At 31.6% G+C, this 11,833-nt stretch carries 12 protein-coding genes; 7 read left to right on the top strand and 5 right to left on the bottom strand.

Features of this window, described 5'->3' with window-relative positions; all coding sequences use genetic code 11:
* Positions 1-33 precede the first annotated feature (33 nt).
* Positions 34-960: a hypothetical protein gene (locus tag KKQ76_RS04135; RefSeq protein WP_213195951.1), complete on the bottom strand. Its 927-nt coding sequence runs from the start codon at positions 958-960 to the stop codon at positions 34-36.
* Positions 961-1,407: 447 nt separating this feature from the next.
* Between KKQ76_RS04135 and KKQ76_RS04130 the strand changes: the two genes are divergently transcribed.
* The gene (locus tag KKQ76_RS04130; protein WP_213195950.1) at positions 1,408-1,899 is read left to right on the top strand and encodes a GNAT family N-acetyltransferase; all 492 of its coding nucleotides are present in this window, start codon (positions 1,408-1,410) and stop codon (positions 1,897-1,899) included.
* A gap of 83 nt (positions 1,900-1,982) precedes the next feature.
* Entirely contained in the window at positions 1,983-2,354 is a 372-nt protein-coding gene (locus KKQ76_RS04125; RefSeq protein ID WP_213195949.1) for a hypothetical protein, read from the top strand.
* Between the two features lie 48 nt (positions 2,355-2,402).
* On the opposite strand, the gene KKQ76_RS04120 is transcribed toward KKQ76_RS04125, so the two are convergent.
* From KKQ76_RS04120 to KKQ76_RS04110, 3 genes are all read right to left on the bottom strand, one after another.
* Positions 2,403-2,873 carry a methylglyoxal synthase gene (locus KKQ76_RS04120; RefSeq protein ID WP_104794106.1) on the bottom strand — a complete coding sequence of 157 codons (471 nt, stop codon included), beginning with the start codon at positions 2,871-2,873 and terminating at the stop codon, positions 2,403-2,405.
* Positions 2,874-2,954: 81 nt separating this feature from the next.
* Positions 2,955-3,587: a peroxiredoxin gene (locus KKQ76_RS04115; RefSeq protein WP_213195948.1), complete on the bottom strand. Its 633-nt coding sequence runs from the start codon at positions 3,585-3,587 to the stop codon at positions 2,955-2,957.
* A 157-nt stretch (positions 3,588-3,744) separates the two neighbouring features.
* Positions 3,745-4,944, bottom strand: a complete 1,200-nt coding sequence (locus KKQ76_RS04110; protein ID WP_213195947.1) for a pyridoxal phosphate-dependent aminotransferase — start codon at positions 4,942-4,944, stop codon at positions 3,745-3,747.
* Between the two features lie 94 nt (positions 4,945-5,038).
* Here KKQ76_RS04110 and rsmG point away from each other — a divergent pair, with 94 nt between their 5' ends.
* The 5 genes from rsmG to KKQ76_RS04085 all read left to right on the top strand — a co-directional run bounded on the left by rsmG (position 5,039) and on the right by KKQ76_RS04085 (position 10,242).
* Positions 5,039-5,674 (top strand): 16S rRNA (guanine(527)-N(7))-methyltransferase RsmG, encoded by a 636-nt coding sequence (gene rsmG / locus KKQ76_RS04105; RefSeq protein WP_213189132.1) that lies wholly within the window; start codon positions 5,039-5,041, stop codon positions 5,672-5,674.
* A 12-nt stretch (positions 5,675-5,686) separates the two neighbouring features.
* Complete coding sequence (locus KKQ76_RS04100; RefSeq protein WP_213195946.1) at positions 5,687-6,103, top strand: hypothetical protein; 417 nt, start codon at positions 5,687-5,689, stop codon at positions 6,101-6,103.
* Positions 6,104-6,224: 121 nt separating this feature from the next.
* Positions 6,225-6,641, top strand: coding sequence for a DUF922 domain-containing protein (locus tag KKQ76_RS04095; protein WP_213195945.1), 417 nt, complete (start codon positions 6,225-6,227; stop codon positions 6,639-6,641).
* On the top strand, positions 6,641-7,552 hold the full coding sequence (locus KKQ76_RS04090) for a glutaminase (RefSeq protein WP_213195944.1): 912 nt from the start codon (positions 6,641-6,643) through the stop codon (positions 7,550-7,552). Before KKQ76_RS04095 ends, KKQ76_RS04090 begins: the two co-directional genes overlap by 1 nt.
* A 2-nt stretch (positions 7,553-7,554) precedes the next feature.
* Positions 7,555-10,242 carry a PD-(D/E)XK nuclease family protein gene (locus KKQ76_RS04085; RefSeq protein ID WP_213195943.1) on the top strand — a complete coding sequence of 896 codons (2,688 nt, stop codon included), beginning with the start codon at positions 7,555-7,557 and terminating at the stop codon, positions 10,240-10,242.
* 327 nt (positions 10,243-10,569) lie between these two features.
* On the opposite strand, the gene KKQ76_RS04080 is transcribed toward KKQ76_RS04085, so the two are convergent.
* Complete coding sequence (locus KKQ76_RS04080; protein WP_213195942.1) at positions 10,570-11,832, bottom strand: dihydrolipoamide acetyltransferase family protein; 1,263 nt, start codon at positions 11,830-11,832, stop codon at positions 10,570-10,572.
* Position 11,833: the final 1 nt, after the last annotated feature.

The raw sequence follows: 11,833 nt of genomic DNA, 5'->3' as shown, positions 1-11,833 counted from the left end.
AAAGAGCAAGAATAATTCTTGCCCTTTTTTTATCTATGCTACATCTTCATTATAATTCTGATAAACGATTTGCATAATCTCAAAATCTGATAATGGCCTAATTTTTCCATTCAAAATTTCAGATTTATAATCAACTAATAATTTACCATATTTAAGAATCCAGTTTGATAGAGATTCTTTTGAACATGGATATTTACTCTTAATATCTTTTAATTGTAATTCTCCATCTTTTCCTGTAGGTGTAATATCAACAATTAAATCTTTATCGTAAATCAAAAAATTTCTAATGGCAAACCTATAGAAACAATTAATATTACTATTTGCCATAAACTCAAGTCTAACAATTTCTTTAGGTACAAAAATTATTGGAACTCCTAAATAATATGGTAATAAAACATCCTTATTTTCCCACGACAGATTTTCACGGTTAAAAATATCTTTTTGATGAAAATTACTCATAGGAATATTATGTATTTTGCATTGTTCTTGAGTAAATTCAATCAAATTACTTTTAATTATCTTTGTAGTAATATCTGAAATTCTATCTGAGCTTATATCCTCAATAAACAATTCAATATCTGCAAAATGACTTAAGATTCCTGATTGAACAGCTTTGTTATTTTTAATTGCATCAATAAGTTTTGGTTTAAGTTTTTTTGAAATTGAATTACCTTTTATTCTATTTGATGAATAACCCAATTTAGTTTCATTAGGTTCTTTCATTCCAGATAAAATTCTTGTTATGCCTTTTGTATCTTTTGCCCTTACAAGTTTAATCAATTCTGCCCAAAACATTTCAATATTCTTTTGCATCTTTTTTGAAAGTGGAGCATTTGAAATTTCAATTAATCTTGGGTCTATAAATAGAAGATTATCATTTTTTAGATTTACATCTACGAAATCTAATTCTCTTTGGTCTTTTCCTAGACCATAATGTGTAGCTATATTTAAATATTGCATATTTACTTATTTAAAAATTATAAAAAAAAATTATAAAAAATTGGCATGTATATTGTTATACATATTTTTGAGTAAAATTAACTCACTATAATTAGAATATTTAATTTTTTGCTATTTAAAATTTTAACATTTTTTAACTTTTTTTTAACATAAATAATATGTACTTTTGCAATCTGATATTAGGGGAAAATATCAATAAACTAATTTGATTTTTAATTTGAGATAGCAAGCCTCAAATACAAATTCAGAATTAAGCACAATTACTTCAAAAATTGTGCCATTTCTGTATATAAGACTTCATGGCATAAAATTTAATAATTTTATGCCATTTCTGTGTCTGTTTTTAAGATGTTATTCAAAAATATGGCATAATTTAACTTTTCATAAATTTAGACTTTTATAATTTACCAAATCTATAACCACAAATAATCAGTTTTATAAATTTACATGAACTACCAAATCCGTGAAATGCTTCCAGAAGATGGAACGAGAGTTTTAGAAATTTTAAAACAAGGAATCGAAGGCGGCAATGCTACTTTTGACAAAGATGTTCCAAGTTGGGAAACTTGGGACAATAAATATTTCAAAGTTTGTAGATTGGTTTTGGTAAACGAAAATGGAGTAGTGCAAGGTTGGGCTGCTATTCAACCGGTTTCTGCAAGAGCATGCTTCAAAGGTGTTGCCGAAGTCAGCATTTATCTAGATAATTCAGTTCATGGAAAAGGATTTGGCGAAATGATGCTCCATAAATTAATAGAAGAAACCGAAGAACATGAATTCTGGACTTTACAATCAGGTATTTTCCCAGAAAATGTAGCGAGTATAAAAATTCATGAAAAATTAGGCTTCAGAATCATTGGAAGAAGAGAAAAAATCGCTGAAATGAACAGTGTTTGGAGAGATATTATTCTTTTAGAAAGAAGAACTCATAAATTCTAAAAACGTTAAAGTTTTCATAAGAAATAAGATTTTGGCAAAGCTTTTGTTTTAAAGAAAGTATCAACCCCCAAAATCTTAAAGAAATGAAAAATATATTTAAAATATTCGGCGCTTTAGCACTCACGATTACTGTAGTTTCTTGTGGTTCTAGTAATGTTTACGGAGATAATGGAAGAGTTTATAGAGCTCCAGATGGTAGAATTTACAGACAAGGCGAAATTTATAGAGCACCTAATGGTAATGTTTACCGAAATGGTGTTTTAATTAGAAGCGGTTCTTCTACGGTAATCATCGTAGATGACAGACCTCAAAATTCACCTCCTGGACAAATGAAAAAAGTCTATGGAACCAAGTCGGCTAAAGTTTTCGCGCCTGGTCAACAAAAAAATGATCGTTATTACTATGATGAACACGGCAAAAAAAGAAAAATCAAGCACAAAAAGAATCACCGATAAAAACAGAGATTAAATATTGATAATGAGAGCCCGAATTTTCGGGCTTTTTTATGAAATTCCTTTTTCTATATTTCTATTTAAATACACTTTATAGTCGGGAGTTTCTACTGCATATTCTGTGTGCATAAAAGGCGAAGTCAGAATAAAATCTGCGGTAGAAGCATCACAAGCTACGATAATATTCCAAACCGCACAGATTCTTAAAAAAGCCTTCACATCTGGATCATGAGGTTGTGCTTCCATAGGATCCCAAAAGAAAATAACGATATCTATTTTTCCTTCGGCAATCATTGCACCGAGTTGTTGATCTCCACCAAGTGGCCCACTCATTACTCTGTGAACAGGAACTCCCAATTCATTTTCTATCAATTTTCCCGTGGTTCCTGTAGCAATTAATTGATGTTGTTGAATCACTTCACTGTGTTTTTTTACCCATTCAAGTAATTCATCTTTTTTATGGTCATGAGCAATAAGCGCTATAGTTTTTTGAGGAGAAAGCAACCTTACATTTTTAGTCATTTCATACATTTTTGAACAAGTAAATTTACAAAAAAAGCAGAACAAAATGTTCTGCTTTGGTATTAATTGTATTTTAATATTTTAGTTTTGGCTAAGATATTCTGCAGTTGCAGTTCTAGTAGCATTCATTGCTGCTTTACCTTCTTGCCAGTTTGCTGGACAAACTTCTCCGTATTTTTGAACGTGAGTATAAGCATCAATTAATCTTAAATATTCAGCTACGTTTCTTCCAAGAGGCATATCATTTACGCTTTCGTGGAAAACCTTTCCTTCTTCATCAATTAAATAAGTTGCTCTGTACGTTACGTTAGACCCAGAAAAAGTTTCGTTTCCTTCTTCATCATATTCGAAATCTTGGTCTACAATTCCTAAAATATTAGCCAATTGCCTGTGTGTATCAGCTAAAAGTGGATAAGTCACTCCTTCGATTCCACCCATATTTTTTGGAGTAGATAACCATGCGAAGTGTACCTCGTTTGTGTCACAAGAAGCACCAATAACCATAGTGTTTCTGTTTTTAAATTCTTCTAAAGCAGCTTGAAAAGCGTGTAATTCTGTTGGACAAACAAAAGTAAAGTCTTTTGGATACCAAAATAATAAAACTTTTGATTGATTTTTTACTGCTTCTTCTAAAACGTTAATTCTTAAATTTTCTCCTGATTTAGAGATTGCGTCTACCGTTACATTTGGAAATTTTCTTCCTACTAATGCCATTTTTTTGTTGTTTTTTACTATTATATTTTCAGTTTGCAAAATTAATCAATTTTAAAATTTTTAAAATGAGAAACCGATAATTTTTTTCTATGACTCCTAAAAAGCAAAAAATCTTCAGCTTTTGACTGAAGATTTTAAGGATATTTTTAAAAATTTGTTAATGAATTTCTGCTTCTGTTAAAGCTTTTTTAATTCTACTCATCGCTTCTTTTAATTCTTCTTCAGAAGCCGCATAAGAGAATCTGATACAATTAGCATCACCAAAACTTACGCCTCCTACACAAGCTACATGTGCTTTTTCTAATAAAAACATCGCAAAATCATCAGAATTATTGATAAAAAAACCGTCAATCGTTTTCCCGATGTAATAAGAAATATCTGGGAAGAAGTAGAATGCTGCTTTTGGCAAATTAACTTTAAATCCTGGAATATCTTTCATCAATTCAAAAACCAAATTTCTTCGTTTTTCAAAACTTTCTACCATAAAATGATATTCACTCGGATCTGTTTCCAATCCTGTAATCGAAGCTCTTTGCGCAACTGTATTCGCACCAGAAGTCATTTGTCCTTGAACTTTATCACAAGCTTTGGCTAACCATTCTGGACAAGCGCTATAACCAATTCTCCAACCGGTCATTGCAAAAGCTTTAGACATACCGTTGATTACTGCAGTTTGTTCATAAACTTGTGGGAATTCTGCAATAGAAGTGTGTTTTCCATCGTAATTGATGTATTCGTAGATTTCATCAGAAATAATCGTTACATAAGGATATTTCGCCACTACGTTGGCTATTTTTTCTAGTTCATCTTTTGTATAATAACTTCCAGAAGGATTACAAGGCGAACTGTAAAGAATTACTTTGGTTTTTGGAGTAATTGCTGCTTCCAGTTGTTCAGCAGTCATTTTAAACTCTGTATCAATATTCGTTTCTATAAAAACTGAAGTTCCGCCCATCATTTTCACCATTTCGTCGTAAGAAACCCAATAAGGAGCTGGCAAAATAACTTCGTCACCATCATTTACTACTGCTGCTAAAACATTAAGAATAGACTGTTTTGCACCGTTTGAAACACATATTTGAGTTGGTTTATAATCCAGATGATTATCTCTTTTCAGCTTTTTAGCAATCGCTTGTCTCAATTCTAAAAATCCTGGAACAGGCGAATAATGAGAGAAATTTTGATTAATAGCATCAAAAGCAGCTTGTTTGATATTCGCAGGAACATCAAAATCTGGTTCACCAAGAGTTAAAGAAATCACATCTATTCCGGCAGCTTTCATTTCACGGGCTTTATTGCTCATTACGAAAGTTTGAGAATAACTTAATCTGTTTAATCTATCTGACAGTTTATTCATTTTTACGATTTTTAGCAAAGATAAATTTTAAAGTATAAATTCCGAAAGATTTCCGCGATAAATTCTTTATTTTTGTTGAAATATTAGAACGCATATGTCTTCAGAAATTATTTTAAAATATTTCCCAAATTTAACAGACCAACAAAAATCTCAGTTCCAACAACTTGAAACGCTCTATAAAGACTGGAACGAAAAAATTAACGTGATTTCGAGAAAAGATATTGATGAATTCTACGAAAGACACGTTCTCCATTCATTGGGAATTGCAAAAATTATGGAATTTGCAGATGGAACCAAAGTTCTAGACATAGGAACTGGTGGTGGTTTCCCGGGAATTCCTTTGGCGATTTTGTTTCCGAATGTAGAATTTACTTTGGTAGATTCTATTGGCAAAAAAATTACGGTAGTGAATGCAGTTGCCGAAAGTCTTGGCTTAAAAAATGTAAAAGCCTATCACGAAAGAGCCGAAAAAATAAAAGACAAATTCCATTTTGTAGTGAGCAGAGCAGTTACACAAATGCCTGTTTTCTTGCGTTGGTTGAAAGGAAAATTCGAAAAAGAACAATTTAACCCAAAACACAACGGCGTTTTATACTTAAAAGGTGGTGATTTAGGAGAAGAACTCGCTGGAATAAAATGTGAAATTTATAATCTGAAAGACCAGTTCGAAGAAGAGTTTTTTGACACTAAAAAAGTAGTATATTTATCCAAAGGAAATTTTAATTCATAAAAACTTAAATCAATGAAGAAAATTTTTAACCTCAGCATAATCGCTTTATTAGCTGGATTTATCGCTGTTTCTTGTGATAGAAATGACGAAGACGAAATACAAAATGTAGAATCTATCAAAATAGATAGTGTGAAAATTGCACAAGATACGATGGATGTTTTCACCATTCAAACCATCAAAACGTATTCTACTTATCCAAGTGCTTGTGATGATTTTTTTGGATATGATTACATCAGAAATGGTTTAGAAAGAAATGTGGTGGCTTATTCTTACACCATTAACGGAACTTGTACTCAAGCAACAAGAGTTGGAGTAAATGGTTTCAACTTTAGACCAGAAGAAAAAGGGATTTACACTTTCAAATTTTGGAACGGAAAAGACAGCAGCAATCAAAATATTTGGATTGAGAAAACAATTGTAGTAGAATAGTATGAAGAAGATTTTTAGCCTTATTTTATTATTTTGTTTTTTAACTGTTTTTTCTCAAAAATTAGTCTGGAAAGAGGGAACAAAACTTAATTGGAGCCTTTTTAAATCCCTAGAAAACAAAATGAAAAGTGACAGCACCATTGTCAGTTATTCTTCTTGTGGACTAAGTTACACCGCTTTTAAAGACAAAGCCAATAATAAAATGAAGGTGAGAATAGATGCTACTTTTGACCCAAGCAAATCTTGGAAACATCCTATTAAAACCAAAAATCTCAATATAAATCACGAACAAGGCCATTTTGATATTGCCGAAATTTACGCTAGAAAACTGAGAAAAGAATTTCTAGAAAATGTAAAAACGGAGAAAGATTACCAACTGAAATTTAAGTTGATTTATCAGGTAATGTATGGCGAATTTCTCGATTATCAAAACTATTATGATAACATTACCAAACGAGGAACCAATGCAGAAAAACAAAATGAGCTAGATGCAGAAATTAAAGCTCAACTCAAAAAACTAGAACGCTATAAAAACTAATGAATTACCAAAAAACCATAGAAGAAATATATGTAGAAAGCCAAGAATTTCCTAAAATAGGAGAAGTATCGGCTTCTATACCCGAACTTAAAAATATCAGTCCGGATAAGTTTGGAATTTTCATTTCTACACATGAAGGAACAGAATTTGGCAAAGGAGATTTTCAGGAAAAAATTTCTATACAAAGTGTTTCAAAAGTCTTCACGCTGTGTTTGGCATTTTCTATTTTAGGCGAAAAAATTTGGCAGCGTGTAAATGTAGAACCTTCTGGTAACGCATTTAATTCTTTGGTGCAATTAGAAAACGAAAAAGGAATTCCCAGAAATCCTTTTATAAATGCAGGTGCAATAGTTATTGCAGACATTTTACTGTCTCATCTTAAAAATCCAAAAGAAGATTTTTTAGAATTTATCAGAGAAATTTCAGGCAAAAAAAACATTCAGTTTAACCAAAAAGTTGCCCTTTCTGAAAAGCAAACAGGCTACAGAAATTTTGCGCTTGGTAATTTTTTGAAATCATTTGGAAATATCGAAAACAAGGTAGAAGACGTTCTGGATTTTTATTTTCATCAGTGTTCTGTAGAAATGACTTGCGAAGAATTAGCTCATGCTTTTTATTTTTTGGCCAACGAAGGAAAAACCAAATCTGGTAAAACCATTTTAAATAAAAGTCAGATAAAAAGACTTAATGCATTAATGTTAACATGCGGTTTTTATGATGAATCCGGAGAATTTGCTTACAAAGTAGGATTGCCTGGAAAAAGTGGAATTGGCGGTGCAATTGTAGCCGTTTTACCCAGAAAATTTGCGGTGGCAACTTGGAGCCCAAGATTAAATGAAAAAGGAAATTCAGAAGCAGGAATGTATGCTCTGGAACTGCTCACAACCAAACTGGGAATTTCAATTTTTTAAGCATGAAATTTCTAAAAAAAACCATAACCAATTTGCTTGATAAATCTAAAGATTTATCGGGTTTTTCATTTATAATTCCAGGAAAAAGACCCGTAGTTTTCATTAAAGAAATCTTAAAAGAAAAACAATATAATGGGATTCTTCCAGAGTTTTTTACGATTGATGAATTGGTGCATAAAATCAGTCAAAAACAAGAAATCAAAGGCATTGCACTTTGGCTTTTTGCCTATCAAACTTATAATCAACTTTATCAAGACGAAGATTTGGCGAGTTTCCTGAAATGGTTCCCTACATTGCAAAAAGATTGGGACGATATGCTGAAATTTCATGGAAATGACAAAGAAATTCTGGAATGGATGCTTGCTGAAGAACGCATCAAAAACTGGGGCGAAAATCTGGGCGATGAAGAAGGCGCTAGAAAGAGAAATCTCAATTTTTGGCGAAAAATGTATGCTTTTCTTCCTTTTTTACAAGAAAAATTAGAGGAACAGCAATTGGCTACTTCGGGAATGATTCATCTTCATACCAAAGAAAATTTAGAAAATTATTGTAAAAATTTCAATCTTAGAGCAGTTTTTATTGGTTTTAATGCATTTACTCCCGTTGAAGAAAAATTAGTCAGAACCCTTTTACAATGGGACAAAGCAGATATTTTCTTTCATGCAGATGAATACTATTTCCATGACGAAAGACAAGAAGCAGGAAAATTTCTCCGCGAATACAAAACTTGGAAAGAATTTAATGATTCTAGAGATTTCAACTGGATTGAAAATGAATTTTCTATAGACAAAAACATAAAGGTTTATGAGGTTTCAGGAAATATTGCTCAAACCAAAGTTTTGCCAGAAATTCTTTCAGAAATTCACACAGAAAATTCTGATTATCAAAATACTGCAGTAGTTTTATTAGACGAAAATTTGCTTCCTGCTACATTAGATTCTCTCGCATCTGTTGAAAAACTGAACATTACAATGGGCTTTCCGTTGAAAAATTTGGCTTTTTCAAATGCGATGAAAAAACTGTTTCATCTTCATAAACAATTAGAAAAAAATGCTTCTTCGTATTATTACAATGATATTTTGCCGATTTTAGATGAACTTCCAAAGAATTTTAAAGACGAAAATATCATCAAAAACTTCGTTGCAACCTTAGAAGAAAGAAACATTGTCTACATTTCTAAAAAACAATTAAACGAATTATTGAACGGACTTTCTTTCTATAATTTGTTTGAAAAACAAGACGCTGAAACTTTACTCAATACTTTAATTGATTTTTGTAAAGATTTAAAATACAATGAAATAGATAATGTACAATATGAAAACATTTCTCATTTCGAGAAGAGTTTCATCATCATCAAGAATCAACTTTCTCCATATCAATATCAGGTGAAAATCGAAACACTGGAAGTTTTGATTAATCAGCTTATCAATTCAGAATCCATAGATTTCGTGGGAGAACCTTTAGAAGGTTTACAATTGATGGGACTTTTGGAAACCAGATTGTTGAATTTTGAAAATATCATTCTTCTTTCCGCCAACGAAGGAAAATTACCGCTTGGAAATTCGCAAAATACTTATCTTCCGTTTGATGTAAGAAAGCAGTTTAATCTGCATACTTTCTTAGAAAATGACGGAATTTATGCCTATCACTTTTACCGATTTTTACAGAATGCCAAGAATATCTATTTGCTTTACAATGCTCTCGGTTCTGGCGTAAATACAGGCGAAAAAACGAGATTCATTACCCAAATTGAGATGGAATCTCAGCATAAAATAGAGCATATCATTATCGAAAATACTTCTGAACCGATTAATCAAGAACCAATTACGATTGAAAAAACAACTGCTGTTCTTGAAAAATTAGAAGAATGGAAGCAGAAAGTTTCGCCATCACATTTGGTTACGTATCTTTATAATCCTATTGATTTTTACTTGGATAAAATTCTCAACACCAGAGAAACCACAGAAATTGAAGAAGAGCTTTCTCAACGTAATTATGGAACTTTAGTTCATAATGCTTTAGAATATTTATACGGAAAAATAATCGGTAAAATATTAAAAATTAATGATTTAGAAAACTTACTTCAACAAGTAGATGAATCAATTGACAAAGCGATTGAAAGACTAAAACATCAACCAGAATTCTACGAAAAAGGAATGAATTTCGTTCACAAACAAATTGCCAAAAGAGTAGTAGAATCTGTTTTGAATTATGATTTGGAGTTGGTTAAAAAAGGGAATGCGCTAGAAATTGTAGCTTTAGAAAGAAAAATTGAAAATATTCCATTCAAAATTGATGAAAATAATCAAGTGATTTTCTACGGATATATTGATAGAATTGATATTCTCAACGGAACTTTAAGAATTATTGATTATAAAACTGCAAAGCCTAAAAACCTGAAAATCAAAATAAAAGAAGACAAAATTGAAAATCTTTTCTTTGATGATAAATACAAACAAGCAATGCAATTGTGTATGTATCAATACTGTATTTCACAAATAGAAGAGTTTAAAAATCGTGAAATAGAAACGGGAATTTGGAGTTTTGCGGAAGTAAATAATGGGGTACAGAACGTAGAATTTGTAAAAGGCAATTTTGAAGATTCCTTGGTTTCTGTTAAAAACTTAATTCTAGAAATTCTCAATCCAGAAATTCCATTTACAGAAAAAGTTCACGAAAGTTGGAATTAAATTTCCCGCAGATTTCGCAGGTTTTATTCATCACTTTAGTCATTGATTCCATGAAATTTTCAATTTCCGAAGGAATCAAAACAATTTTGTAGAGATATCTAAACTTCTTTAAATTAAAGTTCTTAATCTGAAAATCATTATTTTACATTCTAAGAAGGTTCCGAAGGAACCAAATATGTGTAGCAAACAAAGATTAAGAATTGTGGCGTTCCGTAGGAACGCAATGTAATAAAAAAGATAGCGTTCCTATGGAACGCAACTCCTACATATATTATTGAATTACACACATTACGTTCCTATGGAACGATAAATTTATTTATAAAATTTCTAAAAATTTTCCATATTTTTTTTAATCTCTGTTAAGAATTTCGAGGCAAGAGCACCATCTACAATTCTGTGGTCATAACTTAAAGACAAAGTCATCACCGATTGAGGTAATATCTTTTCTTCACCGTTTTCATCAACAATCCAAGCTCTTCTCAGGATATTTCCTAAAGCGAGAACAGCAACTTGCGGTCGAGAAATAATAGGCGTTCCACTTTTTGAACCGAACATTCCCGTATTAGAAACCGTGAAAGTGGTATTTTGAATGTCATCTGGTTTCAGTTTTCCATTTTTAGCTCTTGTTCCTATTTCAGAAACTTGTTGAGCAATTTCTACAACCGATAAATTCTGTGCATTTTTTATATTCGGAACAATGAGATTACTATCTGGAAGTGCAGCTGCAAAACCTAAATTAATGTTTCTCTTTTCTAACAATTCTTCATTATTAAACCAAGAATTTAGAGTAGGATAGACCTTAATTGCATCTATCACTGCTTTCATAATCACATGCGTATAAGTGAGTTTTACCGCATTTTCTTGTAGAAATTTCTCTTTATTTTCTTCACGATAAGCGACTAATTTCGTCACATTTGCATCCATAAAAGTAGTAACATGAGGAATGCTTCGCCAAGATTTTTCCATATTTTCGGCGATGAGTTTACGCATTTTAGAAAGTGGCTCTAAAGTTTCGCCGAGTTCAACTTTGAGTTGAAGTTTTTCTTCAACAAATGGAGTATAAGTCTTTTGTTTTCTTGGTTTTAAAAAATTTTCTACATCTTGTTTTCTAATTCTTCCTTTTTCACCAGTTCCATTGATTTTCTGCAAATCTTCTAAACTCAAACCGTTTTCTGCAGCCATTTTTCTTACCACTGGAGAAAGAAAAGATACGAGTTCTGAGTTTCGAGGTGTAAGTTGAGTTTTGTCATTTTGAGCGGAATGTAATGGAGTCGAAAAATCTTTATTAGACACTTCGACTACTTCACTACGTTTCGCGCTGATTGTGACAGTTGAAACTTCTATGTTATCATCCACTTCCATTGTGCAAATAGGAGTTCCTACAGAAACTTCTTCGCCTTCTTTTACAAGAATTTCTTTGAGTGTTCCTTCGTACTCTGAGAAGATCTCCGAATCTACTTTGTCGGTTCCGATTACGGCAAAAAGTTCATCACGTTTGATGAAATCTCCGGGTTTTTTAAGCCATTCTACAATTTTGGCTTCGGTAGTAGATTCTCCTATTTTAGGTAATGGTATATTGATGGTTTTCATT

Origin of the sequence: Cloacibacterium caeni (assembly GCF_907163105.1) — a bacterium.
In the GTDB taxonomy this organism is placed as follows: Bacteria; Bacteroidota; Bacteroidia; order Flavobacteriales; family Weeksellaceae; genus Cloacibacterium; species Cloacibacterium caeni_A.
The sequence above is the reverse complement of the archived record's forward strand: the minus strand, read 5'-3'. Positions and strand labels throughout refer to the sequence as shown.